This is a genomic window from Streptomyces sp. NBC_00209, assembly GCF_045206345.1.
GTDB lineage: Bacteria > Actinomycetota > Actinomycetes > Streptomycetales > Streptomycetaceae > Streptomyces.
In genome coordinates, this window is sequence record NZ_CP108122.1 from 128,427 (window position 1) to 152,823 (window position 24,397).

The window sequence follows — 24,397 nt, forward strand, 5'->3', positions numbered from 1 at the left end:
TGCTTCTCCTTCGATGCCCTGGTCCCCGATCCGGAGCAGGCGCCCACACGGGCGGCACTGCGCACCTCGGCCGTGCTGGGGCTCGCGCTGACACGCTACGTACCGCGGTTCCCGGCGAGCGTGGCGCTCGACCGTGACGAGATCATGGACTGGCTCGGACCCACGGTCCAGGGATGTCTCACCGCACCCACACCCTGAAAGAACGCGCACGGCCGCCGGTTCGTCCTCGGCCACAGAACGGAAGTGCAGAAATGGGTCGGCTTGACTCCGGCGTGCGGAGGTACCCGAGCCGTTCGGCCCCTCGGGCCGGGCGGCGGAGCCCGGCACCTGGTCAGCCCCTCCTGCTCTTGCTTGTCCGTCACGGTCCGGGCCACCCGAGACTCAGATCCGCTGATGCCCCCTACGGTCCGAGGGGCCCCACGGAATCGCACGCGAAGCAGCCGTAACCAGCCCTTCAGGCGGTGAGCAGCGGCGTGTCGGTGCTTGATCAGGGGCGCTCTGAGCGTTATCACGCGCGCGCACGCTCTATAGAGAAGATCCAGGCATTTTCGCAGGTCAGAGCGTTGGCCGTGAAAAGTTATGTCAGTTCTGGACTGACATAACTCGGACTGGATGTCAGCTGCTCCTGACCCATCGACAGCGTTTTGTGGCACTACTGCCACGAAACTCCATGAGGTGCGTCAGTTGCCGTGCAGGCATGGAAGCGGGCTGCGCGCCAGATCTGGACTGACGTTCGACCCCATTGGTGGCAGCACTGCCGGTTTTTTGTGTCACTAATGCCACGGAACTCGATAGAGTTCTGACGTCACGATGGCCAGGGAAGGCGGCGACCCCATGAGTTCAGGGCCTCTGGACGGCGGAACAGCGCCCAAGTTGCCCGGCGTGCCGTACCCGCGTCGGCGTCGCCCGAAGCCTCCGCCTACCGCGTACAACCGAACCTTGGGTTCCACGATCGACTTACCCGCCGGGCATGCCGCCCAGGTCTACCCGATCGGAGCCAGCACCGGCTTCATTGGCGAGGCGTTCTCCATGGACAGTCTGGAGTTCATGCGCTGGGCCGCCGTGCACTACGACAGCGACCGATTCGTGCTCGTGGTGCTGTTCACCCTCATGGGATCTCAGAAGCCGGGAGGACTGATCGAGGCAACCCACGAGGACGTTGCCAACGTCCTCGGGTACAGCCGCTCCCATATCAGCCGGGCCTTCAGCGTCCTGGAAGACGACGGGGCGCTGCGAAGGCTCCGGCGGGGCCACTACCAACTGAACCCCGCCGCTTCGCTCAGGGGAGGGCTCAGGGAGCCGCGCGAGGGTGAGAAGAGGCGCTCCAAGGCGGGTATGGGCGAAAGGGTGGAGCAACTCGACCTGCTGCGCGAGATCATGGAGGATCCGGACGCGCCCGGCGCGTTCCGGGCGATGGCCGCTCCCGGCGCGAAACTTGAAGCGCGCAAAGAGTCGGATGGGGAAAGGAAGGCCACGTCATGATGCCCGCTGCCGAGGAATGGGTTCCGCGCCGCAACGTGCTGTGGGGCAGCTTCAACGGCCTCGCGTACGTCCCCCGGCTTCCTCCCACCGCGTATGCCCTGCTGCTGCACATGATGACCGAGCAGGAACCCGGCGGGCTCGTGGCCGCCACGCACGAGGAGCTCGCCGCCGGCCTCGCCATGGAACGCGGCATGATCAGCCGCGCCATGCCGCACCTGGTCGCCGCCCGCCTCGTCACCGTCATCCGACGTGGCCGCTTCCGACTCCACCCGATGATCGCCGCGTTCCATGACCCCCGCGAGCAGCAGCGCGCCATCAAGGCCACACCGGATGACATGCGACTGGACCTCGGTGACTTCGAGGACGCCTACGAACGCCGCTTCCAGCTCCACTTGGACGAGAAGGCCCGCAAGGCCGAGGCCAGGGCCAAGGGAAACGTCACGCCCATGACCAGGCAAAGCCGCCTCAAGGCCGTCCACTGATCTCAGCCCCGATGCCGCCTCATCTGGCCCGACACACCCAGGCCCTCCGCCCATCCCGATCACCGACCCGACCCCGGTCTACCCCCACTCCCTCCTCTGGCACTGGGGGCGGCGGGGTGGGCGATCGGGTAGTGAACGAGAGGCGATCCGTCGCACGCGAAAACTCCGAGGGGCTCAGCCCAGTACTTGACAGGCCCGGGTTGATTCCGGTCGGCACGCGGGGTACATGATTCAGGACTCCCTTGCCTTTGCGAAAGCAACGTTATATCTTCCCTCTTGTGAATGCGACGAGGGGTCAAGTCCCCTTGGTTTTTGATGATATGGGGGATATCCGCATGCCTCGATGGCCCGCAGAGGTTCGCAGAGTGCAAGCCGCAGCGCATGCGGATGACGGCTCGGAGAGGCTCGTAGGGACTGCCCGGGCCGAGGGGGGCACCCGATGAGTGCACCCGCGCGGTTCCGGGCCGTCTTCGCCCTGGCTCTCGCCGCCGTCGTGCTGGCGGGCACACCGGCCGGGGCCGCACCCTCCGCGGAGAAGGCGCCGCCCCGTATCGAGACGGTGCTCGACGTGTCCGGGTCGATGGCGACCAAGGACGCGGGCGGGCAGACCAGACTCGCGGCCGCCAAGACCGCCGTCCGCCGTCTCCTCGACGGAACACCCGACGGGACGGCCATGGGGCTGCGTGTGTACGGGTCCGAGTACGCCGGTGAGGCCAAGAGCCGCGGGTGCAAGGACACCGAACTCCTCGCCCCTGTCGGCCGGATGGATACCGACGCGAAGGCGTCCGCGCTGGCCCGGGTGCAGGCGCTGGAGCCGGTCGGGATGACGCCGATCGGGCGCAGCCTCCAGGCCGCGGCCGCCGACCTCGGGGACACCGGACCACGCCGGATCATCCTCGTCAGCGACGGTGAGGACAACTGCGCTCCGCCGAGCCCGTGCCAGGTCGCCCGTGAGCTCAAGGGTGCCGGCATCGACCTGGTCATCGACACCGTCGGGCTGAGAGTCAACGCCGCCGCCAAGCGCGAGCTGACGTGCATCGCGAAGGCCACGAAGGGGACTTACGTGGACGCGGGTGACGCGGACGAACTGGCCGACCGGCTCGACGAGTCCGTGAAACGCGCCCTCACTCCGTACGCGCGGAGCGGCACCAGGACCAGCGGCGGCAAGGACTGCCCCAGTGCCCCCACCCTTGCCCCCGGGCAGTACCTCGACAAGATCCGCAACGGCGAGTCCCGCTGGTACAAGGTCGCGCTGCACCCGGGACAGTCTCTCCGGTTCTCCGGCTCCGTCATTCCGTCCGGCGCATGGGAGACCCCGACGTCGGTCAACGTTCAGCTGTCGCTGCCCGGCCAGGCCGGAGTGTGGGGGACGGAGACGGCGGTCGAGGACCGGTGGTCCAACATCATGTCGAGCGGCGTGCAGTCCGAGCGCCTGCCATGGGACAAGATCCCCGCCGGGGCCGACAGCACCGAGGTCTGTGCCCGGATCCACAGCAAGGTCCGGACAGGGCAGGCCGAGCCGGTCGAGGTGGCCGTCGGCATTGCCGACCAGGCCGTCCGCCCCGACGGAACACCGGACGAGCGAGTCACCGGTGCGGGCGCCGAGGCCGGACAGCCCACCGCACCCCCGGCCACCGACAGCCCCCGTGCCGAGGCCACCAAGGCCACCGAGACGACCGCGGCCGCCACGTCCTTCATGGACCGCCCAGCGGCCCTCGCCCTCGCTGCCGCAGCCGCGTTCCTGCTGACCATGGCCATTCGATCCGTCGTCGCCCGCAACCGCCGCAGGGGAGCCTGACATGCGCGTACGCACCGCACTCATGACCGCCGCGGCGTTCGGTTTCCTTGCCACCGGCACCGCGAACGCGGCCGACGGCGACACGGGATCGCCGGGGGGCTACTCGTTCAACAGCAGCACCCCCCTCGACAAGGGCGCCCAGCGGCAGCTGACGGTCGGCGACTTCCACTTCTGGAAGATCACCCTCAAGCCCGGCCAGCGCCTGGACGTCAAGGCATCGGTCGAGGTGCCCGGCGGCTACGACCCCGGCCCCTCACCGCACTACGAGCGGCTCGGCGTGCGGATCTACGACCCCACTCGGCGGCCCATCCTGTGCGACGGCGGTTCCGGCGGCACCGAGATGATCTACCGCGGTCACGCCACGGCGCGGAGCGGCGGCACCTTCACCGCCGAATGCACCGTGGGAACCGTCGACTACAAGCCCATCGAGCGAGCCGGGACCTACTACGTCCAGGTCGGCATCGGCGGAGCCACCCGGACCAAGGGCGACACGCTCCCGCTCACGGTGTCCGCCGGCACCGGCACCGGTGTCACGCCAAGACCCGCCGATTCCTGGAACCCCGGTACTCCGGCGGGCGCCGTCCCTGCCGAGCCGAAGCCCGCCACCGTGTCCACGCCACCCGGGCCGGCGACAGACACGGCCACCGCCGCCGCGACAAGCGAAGGGCTGCCGCCATGGGCGATGCCCGGCGCGCTGGTCGGAGGTGTGATCGCCGCTCTGGCCCTCGGCGCCGCGCGCCGCCGAACCGGCTCCGTGGCCCAGCAGCGGGTCAGGTCCGCCCGCACGCCCGAAGCCGTGCCCGCAGGCCCACCGCCCCATGCCGCCTGGCAGCCGTCGCCCGTCCACCAGGTGCCGCACACCCACGCACCCGGTGGGCTGCCACTGCCTCCCTTCCACACCGGACCGTCCGTCGTCCCACCAGGACAGGCCGGGCCCCTCGGACAGGATGGCAGCCCCCGCATCCGCTGACGGCCTCGCTCCCGGAGGCCGATCGGGCGGCCGTCCTGGAGGGCTCATGCTCCCGTTCGGCGCCCGATCACCCACCCCGGCACCCAACTCCCCGCCGCCCCGTACTCCCCCGCCGCCCCCAGGTGCCCCCGCAGCGTCGTCAGTCCCGGGTGCGGGTTGTCGCGGTGCCAGAGGAGGGAGTGGGGGTAGACCGGGGTCGGGTCGGTGATCGGGATGCGGCGGAGGGCGTGGGATTCGGGCCAGATGAGGCGGGAGTGTTCGCCCATGAACGTGGCCAGGGACGGGGTGTCCGCGATGGTGTCGAGCAGGACGTCCGAGCCGAAGTTCGGGCCCGTCGCCTCGATCGTGAGGGCGAATTCCGCGACCAGGTCCTCGTAGTAGGCGCCCCACTCCGTGCCGGGGGCGATGCCCGGCATCCAGATGCGGTGGCCCACCAGGTCGGCGAGGGCCACCGAGGGGGCATCGGCCAGGGTGTGGGCGGGGCCGGTGAGGAGTTGGAGGGGTTCGTCCAGGACGCGGGCGGACTCGATGTCGTCGGGGAGGGGGTGGCCGGGGGCGGCCACCGCGCGGAACGTCGCGTCGAGTTCGCCGGAGCGGAGGGCGGCGACGGCCGTGTCCATGCTGACCAGCGTCATCACGTCGAGGGCGATCCCGGGGTGCGCGCGGTGGAAGGCGCGCATCAGGCTCGACTGCGCGGTGCGGGACGCGATCACGTCGACGCGGAGCGGCCGGCTGCCGGGGCGTACGGACGCGCTCGCGCGCTCGGCCGCGCGGAGCAGTTCGCGTGCGTGAGGCAGGAACGCCCGGCCGTCGATGGTGAGCTCGGCGCCACGCGGGGCGCGGGTGAACAGCCGGACGCCGAGGGCCTGTTCCAGGGCGGCGATCCGCTTGGAGACGGCCTGCTGGGTGACCGAGAGGTCCGCCGCGGCCTTCTGGAACCCGCCCGCTTCTGTGACGGCGACGAAGGTGCGTACTGCTTGGAGATCCACGTCGCCCTACCTTAGGGAAGGGGAGCGCCCCGTGTGGCGCTCCCCTTCGTGGTGCGGCCTCCGGGCAACGTCATGCGGCCTTGGTGAGCGCCTTCCCGGTGCCGGCGGCCGGGGCCGACGCGGCAGCGGCCAGTCCTCCGGCGGGGTCCGACGCCGCGGCAACGCGCCCCCGCTTCGCCGCTCGGCGGCCATACGCGTTGTTGGCGATGACCGCCGCGAGGGTGAGGGCGACGCCGAGACCGCGCCCCCAGTCATCTGACAACCAATGGTTGTGCACGAACATCCCTTTGGTTGTTTGACCTGCGGTTCCGCCGAGCGGTTAGCTCGCACCCGGCTATGACGGGTTGTACGGGTGAGGCGGCGTGGGCAGAAGAGCGTTGGGGCGGCCGTTCGGCTGGTTGTGGGCCGCCTACGCCGTGAGCGCGTACGGGTCGGGGCTCGGGTTCGGGGCGTTGCCGCTGCTCGCCGTGCTCGTGCTGGACGCCGGGCCCGCCCAGGTGTCCGCGCTGTCCGCGGTCGGGCCCGCCGTGGGGGCGCTGATCGCGGTGCCGCTCGCGCCCTGGGTGGAGTTCCGGCGTAAGCGGCCCGTCATGATCGGGATGGACCTGGTCCGGTTCGCGGCCATGGCGTCGGTCCCGGTCGCGTACGCCTTCGGGCTGCTCGGGTTCGTCCAGTTGCTGGTGGTGTCGGCGGTGATCGCCGCGGCGAAGATCGCGTTCGGCGCGGCGAGTGGCGCGTATCTGAAGACGCTCGTCCGCCAGGAGGACCTGCTCGTCGCCAACGCGCGCTTCGAGTCCACCAACTGGAGCTCCATCGCGGTCGGCCCGCCCCTCGGCGGCGCGGCGATCGGGGTCTTCGGGCCGGTCACCACCGTGGTGGCCGACGCGCTCAGCTATCTGCTCTCCGCGCTCGGCATCACCGCGATCCGGGGCAAGGAGGAAGCGCCGGGAACGACAGGCAGGACTCCGCTGCGGGCGGGCGCGCTGCTCGCCGGGTGGCGGCACATCTTCGGCCACCCCGTGCTGCGCGCGCTCTACCTCAACCAGGTCCTCGTCGGCGGCCTCATCATGGCCACCGAACCGCTGCTGGCCGTGCTCCTGCTGCGCCGGCTCGGGTTTCCGCCCTGGCAGTACGGTCTCGCCTTCGCCGCTCCGTGTCTCGGCGGGCTCATCGGCTCGCGGCTGGCCCGCCGGGTCGTCGCCCGCTACGGCCGCGACCGGGTCTTCCGGACCGTGGGCACCCTGCGCGCGGTGTGGCTGATCGGGCTGGTGTTCGTACGGCCGGGTGTCGTCGGGCTCGTCACGGTGATGGCCGTCGAGCTGGCCATCATCGTCAACATGAGCCTGTACGGGCCGGTGCTCTCCACGTACCGGCTGGAACACACGCCCCAGCACCTCGTCGCCCGTATGCTCACCGCCTGGTCGATCGGGCAGCAGGCGTCCATCGCCGTGCTCACCGCGCTCGCCGGGCTGCTCGCCGACGCCACCGGGCCGCGCACGGGCCTCGCGGTCGCCGGGCTGCTCATCCTGGGCACCCCGTTCCTGCTCCCCCGGCGGGAGCCGGCACCCCGGACGGCCCTCGACCTCGACCGGACTTGATCTCAAGCGGCTTGATCTCAACCGGACTTGAGGTTGCACGATGCCTGGCATGGATACCGAGACCGAAACACGCACACACGCCGCCGACCTCGAAGCGATCCGCGCGGTCGTCGCCACCGTCGAGCGCTCCCAGCAGCGCAAGGACCCCGACGCGTTCCTGGCCCTCTTCCGGCCCGACGCGGTCTGGACGACGGCCCACGGCAAGGTCCTCATCGGCATCGACGCGATCTCCGCGTTCACCAGGACCGTGCTGCCCGCCGCCGACTGGGCCGGGCACGTCACCTACGAGGTGGCCCACGTCCTCTTCATCCGCCCGGACGTCGCGGCGGTCAAGATCCGGCAGCGCTACCTGGCGCCGGATGAGGAGAGCGAGGGCGCTCCGCTGTACGTGATGAGCCGGGGCGACGACGGACGGTGGCTGCTGACCGCCGGTCAGAACACGCAGGTCGTGACGGGCTGAGCGGGTCCGCGCCGGTCAGCCCGCGAGGGCCTTTTCGAGGAGCGTGAACGACTTCGGCGTACCGCCCGGCTGCGGCTTGCCCTCCTTGCGGCCGACCACCCGGTAGCCGGCGCCGAGGTAGTACGCGGTCAGGGGTTCGTTCCCCGCCAGGCAGTCCAGGCGCACCAGCGTCCGGCCCGCCTCGGCCACACGGCGTTCGGCGGCACGCAGGAGCCGGCGTCCCGTGCCGGGCGCGACGCTGCCGCGGTCCACCATCAGCCGGTGCACGTAACCGGCCGGCGCCGGCTGCGGGCCCCAGGCGTCCTCGTCCTGCCACCACAGCTCCCAGGCGCCGACGGCCCGGCCCCCGGCCTCCGCGAGCCATACCTCGCCGGTCTCCATGATCCGGCGGAAGTGGTCCTCGCCCAGTTCGCCGGGGTGCCATTGGCCGGTGACGCCCCGGGCGAGCAGCCGGCGAGCCGCGTCGTCGCGCAGCCGTACGAGGGAGGCGAGGTCGGCGCCGCCGGCGAGGCGGAAGCGCAGGTCGGTCGGGCCCAGGTCCTTCATGCCCCGATCTTCGCACGCGTGTACGCATGCGGTGTCGGGCGCGGGAGGTGGCGTCCTCCCCGCGCCCGCGCCGGGCCCTACGGCATCTTCGGCGCGATGACCGAGAACGGGCCACCCTGGGGGTCGGCCAGGACCGCCATGCGGCCGGCGACCATGTCGAAGGCGGGAGCCAGAACCGTGGCGCCCGCGCGGACGGCGGCCGCCTGGATGTCGTCCACGCTGTCCACGGCGAAGTACGGCTGCCAGTGCGGCGGGACGCCCGGCGGCATCTTGCTCATGTCCATCATGCCGCCCACCGCCCGCCCCTCGACCTGGAACTCGACGTAGCCGTCGGCGCCCTCCATCTCGGAGGGGGTCGCCGTCACCGGCAGGGCGGCGGAGTAGAACGCGGACGCCGCGTCCGGGTCGGGGGTGGTCAGCTCGCTCCAGACCAGCGCGCCGTGCTCGTTGACGATGCCCGCGCCGCCGAAGGTGCCGGGCTGCCACAGGCCGAAGACGGCGCCCGCCGGGTCGGTGATGACGGCCATGCGGCCGAGGTCCATGACGTCCATCGGGGGGACGACGGCCGTGCCGCCGGCCTCGGTGACGGACCTGAGCGTGGCGTCGATGGCGTCGGTCGACAGATACGTCGTCCACGCCGTCGGCGGCATCGGATCCGGCACCGTACCGTCCTGGTTCATCGCCTTCATGATCCCGGCGACGGGCTTGCCCTTGAGCGTGCAGACGGAGTAGCCGCCCTGCTCCGGCGGGCCCACCTCGCCCTGCCAGCCGAAGAGGTCGCAGTAGAAGTCGATGGCCGCCTGCTGGTCGGGGACCATCAGGTCGATCCAGCAGGGGGTGCCGGGCCGGTAGGGATCGTTCATTTCGGGCACGGGTGCCTCCGGGAGGCTGCTCGGGGACGGACGGGCCGTCCTTACCCGGACCCCGCGCGAGTGGAATCGACCCGTACGGGTGACAACCCCGTTCAGTACCAGGGCCGCTCGTCCTGCGTGGGCAGCGGGCGGAGGGCCGGCCAGCGTTCCAGCAGGCGGGTGGCCAGGGTGGAGGCGAGGCGGCCGAGGGCGTGCAGGTGGTCGTGGTCGCGGGTCAGGTCCGCGACGACGCCCAGGCGGTGCACGAGGCGTTCGCGGGCCGAGACGTACCCCCACTCGAAGTCCTCGGTGGGCACCCGGGCGAGCTGGTCGGCCGTCCCCCGGTGCGCCCGTTCGACCAGCGCGTCGCCCTGGATCAGCCAGCCCGCGCACGCGTCGGCGAGGTCGCCCGGCACGTCCTTCCCGGTGAGGTCGCGCCAGGTGCCGCGGTAGACGGCCTCGACCTCCGTGAGCGGCGCGGCGGTGACCGACAGGGCGCACCAGCAGGTGGGGAAGCCGATGCGGAAGTACGCCAGCTCGACCAGGCCGTTGCCGAGTGCGGCCCGCTCGAAGTCCACGAAGCGGACGCCGTCGGGGGTGCGCCGGTCGTTGCCGGGGCAGGGGTCGCCGTGGAGCAGGGCGTGGTGCCCGGTGGGGTCGAGCCGTGCCAGGAGCCCGGCGAGTTCGTCCGGGACGGCGGCCGGTACGGGCACGTCGAGCGCCCGGGCGAGGGCGAGGAAGGACTCCGCGTCGGCGGCCGTGGGGCCCGACCAGGCGGGGAGCGCGCCCGCGTCGGCGGGCCCGGTCAGGGCGTGCAGCCGGGCCAGCGCTTCGGCGTACCCCGGCATCCAGTCCTCGGTCCGGCCGAGGTCGTCCACGTACTCGAGGAGCATGACCCGCGCGGCCGGGTCCGTGGCGAGCAGCGCGGGGGCCACGGAGCCGCGCCCCGCCAGCCGCAGCCCGGCGGCCTCCCGGGCGAAGCGCGCGTCCGCGTCGGCGGTGGTGTCCCCGTCGTCGGTGATCTGCTTGACGATCACGGGCCGCCCGTCGCCCGCCCGCACCCGCCAGACCCGGGACCGGGGGCTGCTGTCCAGGGGCTCGGCCTGCGCGGGGATGCCGCCGATGGCGGAGAGCAGGGGAGCGGTCAGCGGGAGGGAGTTCGGCATGGGGAGGAGCGTATGCCCTGCTCAGGCATCCCGGGTCCGCTTTTCCACGAGCGCCGCGACCCCGTCCAGCAGCCGTTCGAGGCCGAAGGTGAAGAGCGTGCCCAGTTCGAGATCGAACTCCTCGTCGCCGAAGAGCGTGGAGAGGGTCGGATAGGAGCCGGCGGTCTGAATGCTCTCCATGCGGGTCTCGTGGAACGCCATCCACTCCTCGGGCGTCATCCCCGTCTCCTGCCACGCCTGCGACTCCAGCTCGACGGCCGCCGCGATGCCCTGCGCGTATCCGAGGAGGGCGAGGTGTACGTAGATCATCTGGGTCGGTGTCAGGCCCAGTCCCTTCAGGGTGCTGAGGGTCCGCTCGGTGTAGCGCATCGCGTGGGGCGAGGCCGTCGGGCGGGTGAGGGCGGACATCGCGCGCGCCATCCACGGGTGGCGCCGGTACAGGGTCCACAGCCACCGCGCCTCCCGCTCCAACCGGTCCCGCCAGCCGGTGGGGAGCGGCCCGGGCGGGGCGCCCTCGAACACCGCCTCCGACATCAGCCGTACGAGTTCGCCCTTGTTCGGGACGTGACGGTAGAGCGCCATGGTGGACACCCCGAAGTCGGTGGCGATCCGGCGCATGGAGAGCGCGGGCAGCCCTTCGACGTCGGCGAGGGCGATCGCGGCGTGCACGATGCGGTCCCGGGTGAGGCCGTGCCGCGGGGCCGGGGGCCGGGCGCGCCCCGAGTCGGCGACCACGGTGCCGACGCCGGGCACGGCCCGTACCAGACCCTCCTGGCCGAGGGCGGCGAGCGCCTTCGTCGCGGTCGCCATGGCGACGCCCCACTCCTGCGTGATGCGCCGGGTGGAGGGGACGCGGTCCCCGGGCACGAGCTCGCCGGAGGCGATACGGCGCCGGATGTCCCCGGCGATGCGGAGGTAGGGCGGTTCCTCGGTCATGGCCGCACTGTACTAGTGCGCTTTACGGGTGAACGGGCTGCTGGGCAAGGCATGTACGGGAGTGCACTAGGCATCCGCTTGCGGTGTACGCGGGCGCACCGCTTCCCTGCCGCTCATGGAGAACAACACGCCCCGTGCGGGGCGCAAGGAATGGACCGCCCTCGGCGTCCTGATGCTGCCCCTGGCCCTCGTCTCGATGGACGTCTCGGTCCTGTACTTCGCGATCCCCTACATCAGCCGGGACCTGGAACCCAGCGCTACCCAGCAGTTGTGGGTCCTCGACATGTACGGCTTCGTGCTCGCCGGGCTGCTCATCCCGATGGGCGCGCTCGGTGACCGTTTCGGCCGGCGCAAGCTGGTGCTCGTGGGAGCGGTCCTCTTCGCGGTGGCCTCGGCGGCAGCCGCGTACGCGCACACGGCCGAACTGCTCATCGCTGTACGGGCGTTGCTCGGTGTGGGCGGCGCCGCGCTGATGCCGTCGACCCTCGGCGTGATCCGCAACCTCTTCCACGACGCCCGGCAGCGCGGCCGGGCGGTGGGCCTGTGGACCGCCGTGATGACGACGGGCATCTCGCTCGGGCCGGTCGTCAGCGGTCTGCTGCTGGAGCACTTCTGGTGGGGCTCGGTGTTCCTGATCAACGTGCCCGCGATGGCGCTGCTGCTCGTCCTCGTGCCGTTCCTGGTGCCGGAGTCCCGGGCGGCGGGGAGTGCGCGCTTCGACCTGCTGAGCGCGGGGCTGTCCCTGGGGGCCCTGCTGCTGGTCATCTACGGCATCAAGGAGTGGGCCCGGCACGGCTACGCGCCGCTGCCCGCGCTCGCCGTCGGTGCGGGGCTGGTGCTCGGTGCCGTGTTCGTCCAGCGGCAGAGGCGCGTCCCGCATCCGATGATCGACCTCGGCCTGCTCGGCCGGCGGACCTTCGGCGGGCCGGTGCTCGCCAACCTCCTCGCGATGTTCGCCACGGTCGGGATGGCCGTCTTCGTCACCCAGTACCTGCAGTCGGTCCTCGGCCTGAGCCCGTTCCGCGCCGCGCTGTGGAGCCTGGTGCCGGCCGTCGGGGTGGCCTGCATGGCCCCGGCCGGGGCGGCGCTCGCGCAGCGGATCGACCGGGCGTACGTGATGGGTGGCGGGTTCCTCGTCTCCGCCTGCGGGTTCCTCTGGCTGTCCCAGGTCCGGACGGACTCAGCGCTGTGGTTCGTCCTGGCCGGCGGGTCCGTGTACGCGGGCGGCCTGGTCGCCGCGATGACGCTGGCCAACGAACTCGCCCTGGGCGCGGCACCGCCGGAGCGCGCGGGGGCGGCGGCGGCCGTGCTGGAGTCGGGCCAGGAGCTGGGCGGCGCGCTGGGCATGGCGGTCCTGGGCTCCGTCGGTGCGGCCGCCTACAGCCGGGACATGGCCGGGGCGCTGCCCTCCGGCGTACCGCAGGCCGACGCCGTACGCGAGACGCTGGGCGGGGCCACGGCTGTCGCGGCGCAGTTGCCGCGCGCGTCGGCCGACGCGGTGCTGACGGCGGCGCGCGACGCGTTCACGCACGGGATGAGCATCGCGGCCGTCGGTGCGGCCGTTGTCATGGCCGGGGCGGGCCTGCTGTCACTCACGTGGCTGCGAGGTGCGGGCAGGACGGCGGCCACCGGGCAGACTGGGGTGTCCAGGACCGTGTCGAGCGCGGAGTCATGATGAGCGAACCAGTGGCGGAGCTGCATCCCGACTACAGCAGTGCCGGTGCGACGGCGACCCCGTGGGCCGAGGTGGTGGCCGTCCTCGAAGGGGCCGAGATGTTCTGGCTCTCGACGGTCCGGCCGGACGGGCGGCCGCACGTGACGCCGCTGCCGGCGGTGTGGCTCGACGGGGCGCTGCACTTCTCGACGGGACTTGAGGAGCAGAAGGGCCGCAACCTCACCCGCAACCCGAACTGCGCCCTGACGACCGGCAACAACGCGTACGGGCGCGGGCTCGACGTCGTGGTCGAGGGTCCCGCGCTGCGCGTCTCCGAGCGCGGGACGCTGGAACGGCTCGCGGAGCTGTGGATGGCGAAGATCGGGTGGCCGTACGACGCGGTCGAGGGCGGTTTCCGGCACCGGCCGGAGGGGCCCCAGCCGGAGACCTCCGGGGAGCCGGGCGCGGTCGTCCCGGTGTTCGCGGTCCGGCCGACGAAGGTCCTCGCGTTCGGCCGGGGCGAGAGGTTCAGCCAGACCCGCTTCCGGCCCTGACGTCCGACGAGATCATCCACCCGCGCAGGCTGCCACAATTGCGTCCCGCCGCCGGGGGCACCCCCGTACTCTGGACTCCGGCACTTGACCTTCCTGTTGCATTCCCTTTGCGCAGAGGAGAGTTGACTTGCGCAAGCACCGCCGCACCGGCAGACGCTGAAGGGTCAGGCAATGGAGATCGCACAAACGCTCGCGCTCATCGCGGCCGCCGTGACGACGGGGCTGGTCAGCGGGCTGTTCTACGGCTTCGCCATCTCCGTGATGCCGGCGCTGCGCGGGACGGGGGACCGCACGTTCATCGATGTGATGCAGCGGGTCAACGTGGCCATCCTCAACGGGTGGTTCGTGCTCGGCTACATCGGGGCCCTCGTGTTCACCGGGCTCGCGGTCGGGCTCCAGTTCGGCGGCGGGAACCGGGACGCGGTGGTGCCGACCGTCGCGGCACTCGTCTGCTACATCGCGTCGATGGGCGTCACCAGCCGCCTGAACATCCCGCTGAACAACGCGCTGGACGCGGCGGGCCCGGTGGACGGGATCGCCCGGCCCGAGGCGGTGCGGGCGGCGTTCGAGGGGGCCTGGGCGCGGGGGAACGTACTGCGGACGCTGCTGTGCACCGCTGCCACCGGGCTGCTGTGCTGGGCCCTCGTCCTCAACGGCGGCAGCTGAACGCGCGGGAGGGCGGGTACGGGCTCATGCCCGTACCCGCCCTCCCCGGAACGTCGGCTCAGCGGCCGGCGGACAGCAGCGCCTCCGCGCGGCCGTGCAGCTTGGCGGCGTACGCCGCACAGCCGAGGGCCGCCGTGTTGAGGAGCGTACGGAAGATGTTGACGGTCTCCCAGGTGCCCTTGAACTTGTCGACCAGGGAGAAGTCGTGGATCTTGGCCGGGTTGCCGAGGTCGGCGAGCTGGTTGTTGAGCGGGATCTCGACACCCATCGTCAGCATGAGGACGACGAGGTAGAGGACGGCGGCGAGACCGGCCCACAGGGCGATGGTCCTGCGTCCCCGGCGGAACTCCAGGAACGCGGCGAGACCCGCGGCGACGATGGCCCCCATGAAGACGAGCGCGAACAGGCCGTTGCCGTCGATCATCGCGTTGAACTGCTGCATCGCGGTCACGTAGGTGCGGTCGTCGGTCTTGGCCAGGCCGGGCATGACCGAGACGTCGAAGGCGAAGAACAGGCCGGCCATGAGCCCGAGCGTGATCACCGAGATCATGTGCAGCCAGCCCGCGGCCTTGTTCGGGCGGTCCTCCCGCGGCGGCACGGGCGCGGCTGGCTGACCCCACGGCTGCTGGTACGGCGCCTGCGCGCCGGTGGGGCCCTGCTGCTGCGGGTACTGATTGGGTGTCATCGGTACGTCCTCGCTCTTGTCCGGTTCGTAAGTAGGGTGCCGAGGCGCGCTGTTGACGAGGATAGAGGTGCTTTTGCTCCCGCCGCGGGCGCGGAGGCCGCCCTGGACAGGATCACGAGCGTTCCTCCAGCGAACGTCGAGCGATACTCGAACGGGCGTGCCCGGGTGCGACGGATCAGCGGATGCGCATCTGCGCCATCATGCCCATCGCGGAGTGGTCGAGCAGGTGGCAGTGGTAGACGTAGGTGCCCCGGTAGGAGTCGAAGGTCGCCTGGAGCTTGACGGTCTCACCGGGCAGCAGGCACACGGTGTCCTTCAGCCCCGCCTCCGCCCCGGTCGGCGACTTGCCGTTGCGTTCCAGGACGCGGAACTGCACCAGGTGCATGTGGAAGTTGTGCGGCACGTCGGTGTTGGTGTTGGTGACGGTCCAGACCTCACTGGCGCCGTACGGGATCTCGGTGTCGACGCGCGCCGGATCGTAGACGCGGCCGTTGATGGTGCCCTGCGGTTCACCGCCGACGACGGCGACGTTCAGGTCGAAGGAGCGCCGCCCGGTCACCGGCGGCAGCGGCGGCAGTGTACGCAGTACGGGCGGCACCCGGCTCGGGTCGGGGGCCTTGCGCACCACGTCGAAGCGCATGACCTTGCCCGTCCGGTCCGGATCGCCGGGGCCGAGGGTGTTCTCCAGGACCAGCCGGGTGCCGACCGGGTAGCGGGAGAAGTCGATGACGATGTCCGCGCGCTCGGCCGGTGACAGGAGCAGCGAGTCGGTGGTGAAGGGTCGCGGCAGCAGGCCGCCGTCGGAGCCGATCTGCGTGAAGGACGAGCCGTCGGCCAGGCGCAGCGCGAAGAACCGCAGGTTGGACGAGTTCAGCAGCCGGAAGCGGTACGCGCGGGCGGCGACCCGGAGATACGGGTACGGCTTGCCGTTCGCGAGGATCGTGGAGCGGCCCGCCGCGTCGTCCAGGACGTACAGCAGCTGCCCGTCGTCGCCGAAGTGGGCGTCGCGCAGCGCCACGGTGACGTCGTAGCGCCCGGCCGGCAGCGGCAGCGCCTCCTCCACGTCGTCGGTGAGCAGATAGCTGCCCGACAGGCCCCGGTAGCAGTTCTCGGACTCCGAGTGGTGGGCGTGGTCATGGTACCAGAGCGAGGCGTGCGGCTGCTGATTCGGGTACGTGTAGGTGCGGCTCGTCCCGGAGGCGAAGGTGTGCATCGGGTCGCCGTCGCTGGCGACGGGCACCGAGGCGCCGTGCAGGTGCACCGAGGTGTCCACGCCGAGCTGGTTGTGCTGGCGCATCACCACGGGGCGCCCGGAGCGGGCCCGGACGATGCCGCCGGGGAAGTGCCCGTCGTAGGTGAGGACGTCGGTGCTCAGGCCCGGCAGGATCTCGGCGCGGGTGCGGCGCATCGTGATGTCGTAGACGTCGGCGCCGCCGCGCGTCGCGCCGGGGGTGAGCACCGGCAGCAGGGGCAGCGGCACCTGGAACGGCTGGACGGCGGGGCCGACGGGGACGGCCTGGCCGGCCGCGGCGGCGTCCTCGCGCGGGGCGGCGCCCGCCGTCATCAGCGGGGTGAAGGCCGCGCCGGTGAACAGCCCGGCGCCGGTGACGCTCAGGGCGGTCATCAGAGTGCGTCTGGTCACCATCACGGAACTCCTGCTGCTTGATTCGGCGGACGCGCCGAGTGCAGCAAGGACGGCTCGCACGCGTCTCGGGGGCTGCTAGGGCGGGCACGAAGCTGGCCACTTTGTCGCGATATGTACAGGTACGCCGCTTGAGAACGGGTCCAGACCGGGGCCAGATCCGCCAGGGAATCGCTTGCGGTCGGCTTGCGCTGCGCTCCGTATACCTGAGCCGTCCGCTGCCCCACGCCCCTGCCCACCTCCCCCCACCGGAAGGCCGACCGTGGATCTTCGTTACTGGCTGCCGCGTGCCGTAGACGTGGCCGAACACTGGGGAGAGCGCTTCGGCCCGTACCGGGAGCACCCGTCGCACCTGGTCGGGGACGAGGAGTTCGGTGCCGCGTTCGCCGCGTTCTCGAAGCGGCTGGACGACAACTATCCGTTCTTCCATCCGAGCTACGCGGGGCAGATGGTCAAGCCGCCCCATCCCGCGGCGGTCGTCGGCTACGTCACGGCGATGCTGTTCAACCCGAACAACCACGCCGCCGAGGGCGGTCCGGCCACCACCGAGATGGAACGCGAGTGCGTGGAACTGCTCGCCGGGATGTTCGGCTTCCGGGGCTCGCACCTGGGCCATCTGACGACGAGCGGGACCATGGCCAACCTGGAGGCGCTGTACGTGGCGCGCCAGACGCATCCCGGACGCGGCATCGCGTACAGCGCCGAATGCCACTACACGCATGCCCGCATGTGCGGGGTGCTCGGCGTCGAGGGCCACCGGGTGCCCGCCGACGGCCTGGGCCGCATCGACCTGGACGCCCTGGAACGGCTGCTCGCGGCCGGCCGGGTCGGCACCGTGGTGGTGACCACGGGGACGACGGGGCTGGGGGCGGTCGACCCGGTGCACGAGGTGGTGCCGCTGGCCCGGCGTTACGGCGTACGGGTGCATGTGGACGCCGCCTACGGCGGGTTCTACGCGCTCCTCGGGCGCTCGGACCGGCCCGAGGGCATCGACGTACGCCCCTGGCGGGCGATCGCGGACTGCGACTCGGTCGTCGTGGACCCGCACAAGCACGGCCTTCAGCCCTACGGGTGCGGGGCGGTGCTGTTCAACGACGACGCCGCCCGCAACCACCTCGCGCACGACTCGCCGTACACCTACTTCACCGAGGCCGCACTGCACCTGGGCGAGATCAGCCTGGAGTGCTCGCGGGCCGGGGCGGCGGCCGCCGCGCTCTGGCTGACGCTGCACCTGCTGCCGCTGACCCGGGACGGCTTCGGCGAGATCCTGGCCGGCAGCCGCCGCGCGGCCGTCGGATGGGCGGAGCGCATCGAGGCGTCCGAGGAGCTGGAGACGTACCAGGCACCCCAGCTGGACATCGTCAGCTACTTCCCCTCGGCCCGGCCGCTGACGCTGTCCGCCGTCGACGCCGCGTCCGGCCGGCTGCTCACGGACGGCATGCACGCGGAACGGGACCCCGTGTTCCTCAGCGTGCTGCGGACCGACGCGGCGGACTTCGCGCGGCGCAGACCCGATGTGGTGGCCGACGCCGCCACGGCCCGGGTGATGCGCAGCGTCCTGATCAAACCGGAAGCCGAACTCCACCTGGACCAGCTGCACACCCGGGTGGAAGAGCTCGCCGTCACCGGGCGCGTCCGACCGCCGCACCCGGCACACCCCTCATCGAACGGGAGGAGAACTTCGTGACCCACCTGTCCACGTTCCCGCCGCCGCCCTTGCCGACAGCACCCCGGCCGGCCCTGCGGCGCGCCCGACGCGACGAAACCGGCCCCCTCGCGGCGCTGCTGGCGGACGCGTTCCACGACGACCCGCTCACCCGCTGGATCACCCCGGACCCGGAGCGCAGGGCGCGGGTGCTGCCCGGCCTGTTCGAGGTGTTCCTCGACATGTCGTTCGCGTACGACGCGGTGACCTGCACCCCGGACCTGGACGCCGTGCTGCTGTGGACGCCGCCGGGCGCCCAGGCCGGGCTGGAGGCGCGGGGCGAGGAGTTCGCCGTGCGCTTCGAGGACGTCCTCGGTGTGCGCGAGGCCGCCTCGCTGGCGCTGATCGCCGAGCTCCAGGCGTCCCGGCACCCGGCCCGGCCGCATTACTACGCGTCGTTCGGCGCGGTGCGCGGCGGCGCGCGCGGCCGGGGGCTGCTCGGCGCCCTCGTCGCCGACGTGCTGCGGGAGGCCGACGCGGCGGGCTGCGCGGCCTACGCGGAGGCCAGCTCGCCCGGCGGCGAGGCATCGGCGCGGGGCCAGGGCTTCGTGCGGCTGGGCGAGGACATCGTGCTGCCGGACGGCGGACCACGCCTCCGGCCGCTGTGGCGGGAGCCGCGATGAGGGGCGACAGCCGGCTGCAGATCTACACGCCGGGTCAGGTGGACCGCGGTCTCGTGCCGGCCGGACAGCTCGGGCCGCTGCGCGCGGTGCTGGAGTGGAGCCGGACCTTCCTGGTGTCGAGCCATCCCGAGCTGGGCCGCAGCGGCCCGGTGTGCCCGTACACCCAGCCCTCGCTGCGCGCCGGCCGGTTCCTGCTCGCCGTGCCCGCCGAGAGCACCCCGGCCGCGCTGCCCGGTGCCGTGGAGGCGCTGCGCACCTGGTACGAACGGCTGGCGTCGGAGCTCCCGGAGGACGAGCGGGAACTCCTCACCGTACTGATGGTGCTCCCGGAGCTCGACCACGCGGACCCGGCGGGCCTGGACCTGTTGCAGGCGGACGCGAAGGACGACTTCGTGGCCGAGGGGCTGATGATCGGCCAGTTCCATCCGCTGTGCGCCGAACCGGGGCTGTGGAACGAGGACTTCACGCCGCTGCGCTCACCGGTGCCACTGCTCGCGGTGCGCCGGCTGCTGGTCTTCGACCTGCCGTTCCTGGTCGGCGCGGACCGGCACATCGACCACTATCTGCGCCGGTTCGCCCCCGACATCCCGGCGCGGGTGCGCGACCAGCTGGTCAACCGCGTCGTGTCCTGAGGGCGGACAGAACGAAGGGGGCTCCGTGGCCACGGAGCCCCCTTCACGCGGTGCGGACACTCACGACGGATGGAGGGCCGGCTGTACGGTGCGGCGCCGGCTGCTCTCCAGCGTACGCAGCCACTCGCCGGGGTCGCCGCTGCGCAGCAGGGCGGTGCCGACGAGGAGGCCCTTGTAGCCGGCGTCGAGCAGCCGGGCCGCCGTCTGCGGGCTGTCGATGGCGCTGGCGCTCACCGGGCAGGGGGTGCCGCTCGCGCGCAGGGCGGGCAGCAGCTCGAAGCTGCGGGACAGGTCGCCCCGGTCGCGCTCCCGGGTCTTGATGTCCTTGTTGTTGACGGCGATGACGCACTCGTCGGCGTGCGGCACGGCCTCGATCTCGGCCTCGGTGGTGGCTTCGACGAACGGGGTCAGGCCCGCACTGAGCGCCGCGACGGTGAGATTGCGCAGCGCGGACGCGGACAGCAGTCCGGCGGTGAGCAGGACGGCCGAGGCGCCGAGCTCCCGCGCGGTCTCCAGCTGGTCCTTGCGGGTGATGAAGTCCTTCTGGAGCAGGGGGAGTTCGGTCAGCCGGGCGACATCGCGGAGCAGTTCGCGGGTGCCGCCGAACCAGCGTCCCGTTACGACCGAGATGCAGGGCGCCCCGGCCTTCTCGTAGGCGGTGACGATCTCTGCGGGGGTGTGGCCGGAGATGAGGTCGAAGCCGAACGCGTCGCGCCGCTTGACCTCCATCACCAGGGGCTGCGGGGCCGACAGCAGGGACTCGATGAAGGGAAGGCTCATGGCTGCTCCGTAGGCCGTGTGGTCGGGGTGTCCGTGGCGGAAGGAGTGCGGGGGTCCGGGTGGCCCGGCCCGGTGTCCCAGGCGTGGGCCAGTCCGGCCACCTCGGGTGTGCCGAAGCGGCCGTCGCCGCCGCGGGCCGCGGTGTCGACGTCGATGCCGCGCAGCCGGGGGTGGCGCAGGACCCGTTCGTACGCGGACCGGTTGGTCCGGTCGAGTCCGCCGGCGAGCCAGAACGGCAGGGTGAACCGTTCGGCCAGCCGGAGGACGGTGTCCTCGTCCAGGCGCTGCCCCGTGGAGCCGACGCGGCCGTCGGCGGTGGTGGCGTCGATGAGGAAGAGGTCGGTGCCGGCCCGCTCGTACGCCCCGATCAGGGGGCGTTCCGGGCAGGTGCCGTCCGCGACGTGCAGCACCTTGACGATGACGGCGTCGGGCAGCGCCGTACGCAGGGCGCGGACGGTGGCGGGCGGCTGGTAGGCGTGGAGCTGGACGATGCGGATGCCGGTGCGGCGCAGGACGCCCGCGACCGCGTCCGGGTCACCGAGGAAGGTGACCAGGACGGGGTGCAGGGCGCCGGTGGCGCGGACGGCCGCCGCGAGGGCGGCCACCTCGTGCTCGGGCAGGTCCGCGGGGCCGCCGGGGACGCCGTGCCACAGGCCGACGAGTCCGGCCCCGGCGCCGGCCAGCACCTCGATGTCGCGGGTGCTGGTGGCGCCGCAGACCTTGAGGGTGCGCGGTGGGGACAGGGTGGTCATCGGCCCAGGCCCAGCTTGGACGCGATGCGGTTGTACTGGATCTCGTTGCTGCCCGAGTAGATCGTGCCGCCCACGGCGTTGCGGACGTCGATCTCCAGCCCGTACTCGCTCATGTAGCCGTGGCCGCCGAAGACCTGGACGGCGGTGAGCGAGCCGGCGAGGTTGGCCTCGCTGGTGATCAGCTTGGCGATGGCCAGGTCCTCGGTGACGTCCTGCCCCTCCTCCAGCCGCTCGGCGGTGTCGTACAGCCACTTCCGGGCCGACTCCATGCCGATCTTGGCGTCCACGATCTTGTTGGCGACGGACTGGTAGGAGCCGATGGTTTTGCCGAAGGACCGGCGGGTGCGGGCGTACTCGACGCAGCGGTCGAACCGGTGCTGCATCTCCCCCACGTTCACGATGAACGAGAGCAGGATCTCCCGCTTCATCACGTGATCGAGGACGATGAAGCCGCCGCCCACCCGGCCGAGGACCCGGTCGCGCGGGATGCGGCAGTCGTCGAAGTACAGCTCGCTCAGCGGAGAGGTGCGCAGGCCCATCTTCTTGACGGGCTTGCCGACGGTCAGGCCCGGGGTGTCCCGGTCCACGAGGAACGCGGTCACACCCAGGGCCCCGCCGTCGGGGTGGGTGCGCGCGTACACGATGAACACGTCGGCGACGGGGCCGTTGCTGACGAAGCACTTGCTTCCGTTCAGCACGAAGTCGTCGCCGTCGCGTTCGGCGCGCGTGGTCATCGCCATCGCGTCGCTGCCGGACTCCGACTCGGTGATCGCATGGGCGCCGATCGCCTCGCCGGAGCTGATCCGGGGAAGGTATTCCGCCTTCTGCGCGGGCGTGCCGAACCGCATGAGGGGGACGCCCGTGCTGGCGAGCGTGGTGGTGACGCAGAAGTTCAGACCCGCGTCACGGCAGTGCTCGCCGAGCCCTTCCAGGACGTACATGGTGGTGAGGAGGGACTGGCCCAGGCCGCCGTGCTCCTCGGCGAAGGGCAGGGCGAGGATGCCGGCCCGGCGCACCAGTTTCCACTTCTCCCAGGAGAACTCCGCTCGTTCGTCCTGGGCGATGTGGTCGGCGCTGAGTGCCTCGCCCCACCGGACCAGGCCGGCCCGGAGGTCGGCCTGGTCGGTGTTCCAGCGGATCACGGGGCCCCCTTTCAGAGGTGCTGGTGCACGGTGCGGTCAGTAGGCGGAAGAGTTGTGCGCGTCGAGGCTGTGCACCTCGTCGCCCTGGAGCGCCGGGGTGAAGACGCAGACGAGCCTCAGGTCCTCGTGCGGCGAGGCGACGAGGAAGTGCGCGTCGTGCTCGTCGAGGGAGTACAGCCGGCCCGGCGTGATGGGGTGCACGGTGCCGTCGAGCTCGACGACCTCGCCGGAGCCCTCGATGCAGTAGCAGGACTCCAGGTGGTTGCGGTACTCCAGGCGGGACTTGGTGCCGGCTCTCACCGTGGTGTCGGTGATCGAGTAGCCGACGCCGTCGGATTCGGTGAGGAAACGACGGCTGAGCCCGTTGCCCCAGTCGACGCTCTTGACGGTCTCCAGGTCACGGATGATCATGGTCAACTCCTTGTTCGGATAGGGGTATTGGCCGTGCTGTTCTCGTCCGGTCCGGGCTGGAGCGACCGGACGAAGTCGCGCAGTGCCGTGGTGACGGAGCCCTCTTCGTTGAGGGCCTGCTCCACGCGCGCCACGCCCGCGGAGCCGACGATCGCTGCGTCGGCGCCGCTCGCGGCGACCGCCGCGACGTGGCTGCGCGTACTGACCCCGAAGCCGACGGCGATCGGGGAGTTCGTGTGGGCCCGCAGCCCGGCGACGACCGGGGCGAGCGCGGCGTGCCCGGCGGGCGGCGCGGTGCCGCTGCGGCCGTAGTGCGCCACCAGGTAGACGTACGCGGAGGACTCGCGGGCCGCCCGGGCCCGGGTCTCCTCGGGGCTGGTCGGGTAGCAGGTGGTGACGACGGCGGTGCCGGCCGCCTCGGTCGCCTCCCGGTAGGCGTCCCGCAGCCGGGGCGGCAGGCCGTGCACCAGGAGCCCGTCGGCGCCGGACGCGGTGACGTCCTTGACGGCAGCGCCGAGGTCGCGGCGCTTGAGGGAGTGGCTCCAGTCGGCGAGCAGCGCGATCCGCAGCCCCCGCAGCCCCGGCCGGACCCGGGCGACGAAGCCGAGGACGTCGTCCAGGCCGGTGCCCCGGTCCAGGGCGCGGCGGGCGGAGCGGCGGACGACCGGCCCGTCGGTGAAGGAGTCCGGGAAGGGCACCGCCAGTTCGAGGCAGTCGACGCCCTCCTCGTCCAGCATGTGCACGACCTCGGCGAGCTCGTCCAGGGACGGGTCGCCCGCGTTGAGGAACAGCGTGAGCCCGGGCCGGCCGGGTCCGCGCCCGGTGAAGAAGTCAGCCATGGCGGACCGCCCCCGCCGTCGCCGCGGTCCGCCGGGAGCGCAGCCGCTCGACCAGGGCCACGGCGGCCCCGCTGGTGACGGCGTCGTCCGTGGCGTCGAGCGCGTCGCGCCAGGTGGTGTGATGGCCGGCCGCGAGGGCGAGCGCGGCGGCGTTGAGGCGGACCGTGCCGGTGGCCGCCGGATGGGCGCGCCCGGCGAGCACGGCCAGGAAGTGGTCGATGGCCGCGTCCTTGGGCGCGGGGGCCAGCGCCTCGAAGCCGCCGTCGGCCGGGATCAGCGCGCCGGGCTCCAGGACCTGGTCCTCGCCCCGCGCGATGTGGAGGGTGTTGCGGGCGAAGCCGAGAAGTTCGTCGGCGCCCCGGTCGTTGCTGGTGAGCCACACCGTGCGGCCGGTGATCGTGGCGGCGAGGCGGCGCAGGTCGTCCAGGGGCATGGTGTGCGAGACACCGGTGACCTGGGCGGTGACCGGCAGATCGGCGAGGAGCGGGCCGAGGGCGTTGAGGAACCGCCCGAACGGCTTCATGCTCACGGGCGCGATCAGCCGGGCGAGCCGGGCGAGCTCGACCGGGTAGACGAACGGCCCGGTGAAGGCGATCCCGTCCCGCTCCAGGTGCTCCTCGGTCTGCTCGTACGAGGAGGTCAGGCGTACCCCGAGGCGTTCGAGGAGGTCGACGGAGCCGAGGCTGGAGGTGTAGGCCCGGGAGCCGGACTTGACGACACGCACGCCGGCGGCGGCCGCGACGAAGGCCGCCGCGGTGGAGACGTTGAAGGTGGCGGGCCCGCCTCCGGTGCCCACGACGTTGACGGTCGCGGGCCAGGCGGTCCCGGGGCGCGCGGGGCGCCGTTCCAGGAGTGTGCCGTGCAGGGCGGCAAGCGTCGCGGGGTCGGGGAGCCGGGTGGTCAGCGAGGCCAGCAGGGCGACGGCCTGCTCCCTGGGGAGCGTGCCGTCGCCGAGCCGGTCCCACAGAGACCGCCAGGTCTCGTGCTCGGCCACCGTGCGCCGCGCCAGCAGGCCGGTGAGCGCGTCGTGCATG

Annotated in this window: 26 protein-coding genes and 1 pseudogene; 13 read left to right on the top strand and 14 right to left on the bottom strand. The window is 72.1% G+C overall.

Going from position 1 to position 24,397, the window contains the following annotated elements:
- Positions 1-24: 24 nt before the first annotated feature.
- From OG867_RS32380 to OG867_RS32400, 5 genes and pseudogenes are all read left to right on the top strand, one after another.
- Positions 25-198: pseudogene (locus OG867_RS32380) on the top strand (TetR/AcrR family transcriptional regulator); the annotation flags it as partial.
- A 741-nt stretch (positions 199-939) separates the two neighbouring features.
- On the top strand, positions 940-1,482 hold the full coding sequence (locus tag OG867_RS32385; RefSeq protein ID WP_406291321.1) for a helix-turn-helix domain-containing protein: 543 nt from the start codon (positions 940-942) through the stop codon (positions 1,480-1,482).
- Positions 1,479-1,964, top strand: a complete 486-nt coding sequence (locus OG867_RS32390; RefSeq protein WP_331720400.1) for a hypothetical protein — start codon at positions 1,479-1,481, stop codon at positions 1,962-1,964. The genes OG867_RS32385 and OG867_RS32390 overlap by 4 nt, the downstream gene beginning before the upstream one ends.
- 439 nt (positions 1,965-2,403) lie before the next feature.
- Complete coding sequence (locus OG867_RS32395) at positions 2,404-3,762, top strand: VWA domain-containing protein (RefSeq protein ID WP_331720401.1); 1,359 nt, start codon at positions 2,404-2,406, stop codon at positions 3,760-3,762.
- A 1-nt stretch (position 3,763) separates the two neighbouring features.
- Positions 3,764-4,732, top strand: coding sequence for a hypothetical protein (locus tag OG867_RS32400; protein ID WP_331720402.1), 969 nt, complete (start codon positions 3,764-3,766; stop codon positions 4,730-4,732).
- A 44-nt stretch (positions 4,733-4,776) separates the two neighbouring features.
- Here the strand turns inward: OG867_RS32400 and OG867_RS32405 are convergent, their stop codons facing one another.
- A complete protein-coding gene (locus OG867_RS32405) occupies positions 4,777-5,721 on the bottom strand; it encodes a LysR family transcriptional regulator (RefSeq protein ID WP_331720403.1) in 945 nt (314 codons plus the stop codon).
- Positions 5,722-5,791: 70 nt separating this feature from the next.
- Entirely contained in the window at positions 5,792-5,983 is a 192-nt protein-coding gene (locus OG867_RS32410; protein WP_406291324.1) for a hypothetical protein, read from the bottom strand.
- Between the two features lie 100 nt (positions 5,984-6,083).
- Here OG867_RS32410 and OG867_RS32415 point away from each other — a divergent pair, with 100 nt between their 5' ends.
- Together OG867_RS32415 and OG867_RS32420 are read left to right on the top strand one after the other, a co-directional pair.
- The gene (locus OG867_RS32415) at positions 6,084-7,319 is read left to right on the top strand and encodes an MFS transporter (RefSeq protein WP_331720405.1); all 1,236 of its coding nucleotides are present in this window, start codon (positions 6,084-6,086) and stop codon (positions 7,317-7,319) included.
- Positions 7,320-7,368: 49 nt separating this feature from the next.
- Positions 7,369-7,779: an SgcJ/EcaC family oxidoreductase gene (locus OG867_RS32420; protein ID WP_331720406.1), complete on the top strand. Its 411-nt coding sequence runs from the start codon at positions 7,369-7,371 to the stop codon at positions 7,777-7,779.
- A 15-nt stretch (positions 7,780-7,794) separates the two neighbouring features.
- Here OG867_RS32420 and OG867_RS32425 read toward each other — a convergent pair whose 3' ends face one another.
- From OG867_RS32425 to OG867_RS32440, 4 genes are all read right to left on the bottom strand, one after another.
- Positions 7,795-8,325 (bottom strand): GNAT family N-acetyltransferase, encoded by a 531-nt coding sequence (locus OG867_RS32425; RefSeq protein WP_331720407.1) that lies wholly within the window; start codon positions 8,323-8,325, stop codon positions 7,795-7,797.
- 77 nt (positions 8,326-8,402) lie between these two features.
- Positions 8,403-9,188, bottom strand: a complete 786-nt coding sequence (locus tag OG867_RS32430) for a VOC family protein (protein ID WP_331720408.1) — start codon at positions 9,186-9,188, stop codon at positions 8,403-8,405.
- A 101-nt stretch (positions 9,189-9,289) separates the two neighbouring features.
- Positions 9,290-10,342, bottom strand: a complete 1,053-nt coding sequence (locus tag OG867_RS32435; protein ID WP_331720409.1) for a phosphotransferase — start codon at positions 10,340-10,342, stop codon at positions 9,290-9,292.
- Positions 10,343-10,363: 21 nt separating this feature from the next.
- Positions 10,364-11,278, bottom strand: coding sequence for a TetR/AcrR family transcriptional regulator C-terminal domain-containing protein (locus tag OG867_RS32440; RefSeq protein ID WP_331720410.1), 915 nt, complete (start codon positions 11,276-11,278; stop codon positions 10,364-10,366).
- Between the two features lie 115 nt (positions 11,279-11,393).
- Here OG867_RS32440 and OG867_RS32445 point away from each other — a divergent pair, with 115 nt between their 5' ends.
- The 3 genes from OG867_RS32445 (at position 11,394) to OG867_RS32455 (ending at position 14,152) form a co-directional block, all read left to right on the top strand.
- Entirely contained in the window at positions 11,394-12,953 is a 1,560-nt protein-coding gene (locus tag OG867_RS32445; protein WP_331720411.1) for an MFS transporter, read from the top strand.
- Positions 12,950-13,486, top strand: a complete 537-nt coding sequence (locus OG867_RS32450; protein WP_331720412.1) for a pyridoxamine 5'-phosphate oxidase family protein — start codon at positions 12,950-12,952, stop codon at positions 13,484-13,486. Before OG867_RS32445 ends, OG867_RS32450 begins: the two co-directional genes overlap by 4 nt.
- Positions 13,487-13,657: 171 nt before the next feature.
- Positions 13,658-14,152, top strand: coding sequence for an anthrone oxygenase family protein (locus tag OG867_RS32455; RefSeq protein ID WP_331720413.1), 495 nt, complete (start codon positions 13,658-13,660; stop codon positions 14,150-14,152).
- Between the two features lie 58 nt (positions 14,153-14,210).
- On the opposite strand, the gene OG867_RS32460 is transcribed toward OG867_RS32455, so the two are convergent.
- Complete coding sequence (locus OG867_RS32460) at positions 14,211-14,837, bottom strand: DUF1772 domain-containing protein (RefSeq protein ID WP_331720414.1); 627 nt, start codon at positions 14,835-14,837, stop codon at positions 14,211-14,213.
- Between the two features lie 175 nt (positions 14,838-15,012).
- Positions 15,013-16,482 (bottom strand): multicopper oxidase family protein, encoded by a 1,470-nt coding sequence (locus tag OG867_RS32465; RefSeq protein WP_331720415.1) that lies wholly within the window; start codon positions 16,480-16,482, stop codon positions 15,013-15,015.
- Positions 16,483-16,741: 259 nt separating this feature from the next.
- On the opposite strand from OG867_RS32465, the gene OG867_RS32470 reads away from it, so the two are divergent.
- From OG867_RS32470 to OG867_RS32480, 3 genes are read left to right on the top strand one after another with little or no spacing between them, the layout of a single operon-like run.
- Complete coding sequence (locus OG867_RS32470; protein ID WP_331720416.1) at positions 16,742-18,166, top strand: aminotransferase class V-fold PLP-dependent enzyme; 1,425 nt, start codon at positions 16,742-16,744, stop codon at positions 18,164-18,166.
- On the top strand, positions 18,163-18,807 hold the full coding sequence (locus OG867_RS32475) for a hypothetical protein (protein ID WP_331720417.1): 645 nt from the start codon (positions 18,163-18,165) through the stop codon (positions 18,805-18,807). The genes OG867_RS32470 and OG867_RS32475 overlap by 4 nt, the downstream gene beginning before the upstream one ends.
- A complete protein-coding gene (locus OG867_RS32480) occupies positions 18,804-19,439 on the top strand; it encodes a DUF6875 domain-containing protein (protein ID WP_331720418.1) in 636 nt (211 codons plus the stop codon). Before OG867_RS32475 ends, OG867_RS32480 begins: the two co-directional genes overlap by 4 nt.
- 60 nt (positions 19,440-19,499) lie before the next feature.
- Here OG867_RS32480 and OG867_RS32485 read toward each other — a convergent pair whose 3' ends face one another.
- From OG867_RS32485 to OG867_RS32510, 6 genes are read right to left on the bottom strand one after another with little or no spacing between them, the layout of a single operon-like run.
- A complete protein-coding gene (locus OG867_RS32485; RefSeq protein WP_328904693.1) occupies positions 19,500-20,219 on the bottom strand; it encodes an indole-3-glycerol-phosphate synthase in 720 nt (239 codons plus the stop codon).
- Positions 20,216-20,971 (bottom strand): N-(5'-phosphoribosyl)anthranilate isomerase, encoded by a 756-nt coding sequence (locus OG867_RS32490; protein WP_331720419.1) that lies wholly within the window; start codon positions 20,969-20,971, stop codon positions 20,216-20,218. The genes OG867_RS32485 and OG867_RS32490 overlap by 4 nt, the downstream gene beginning before the upstream one ends.
- On the bottom strand, positions 20,968-22,113 hold the full coding sequence (locus OG867_RS32495) for an acyl-CoA dehydrogenase family protein (RefSeq protein WP_331720420.1): 1,146 nt from the start codon (positions 22,111-22,113) through the stop codon (positions 20,968-20,970). The genes OG867_RS32490 and OG867_RS32495 overlap by 4 nt, the downstream gene beginning before the upstream one ends.
- Positions 22,114-22,149: 36 nt before the next feature.
- Positions 22,150-22,524, bottom strand: coding sequence for an ectoine synthase (locus tag OG867_RS32500; RefSeq protein ID WP_328904696.1), 375 nt, complete (start codon positions 22,522-22,524; stop codon positions 22,150-22,152).
- A gap of 2 nt (positions 22,525-22,526) precedes the next feature.
- Complete coding sequence (gene trpA / locus OG867_RS32505; protein ID WP_331720421.1) at positions 22,527-23,363, bottom strand: tryptophan synthase subunit alpha; 837 nt, start codon at positions 23,361-23,363, stop codon at positions 22,527-22,529.
- Positions 23,356-24,396 (bottom strand): hypothetical protein, encoded by a 1,041-nt coding sequence (locus OG867_RS32510; protein WP_331720422.1) that lies wholly within the window; start codon positions 24,394-24,396, stop codon positions 23,356-23,358. Before OG867_RS32510 ends, trpA begins: the two co-directional genes overlap by 8 nt.
- Between the last annotated feature and the right edge of the window lies 1 nt (position 24,397).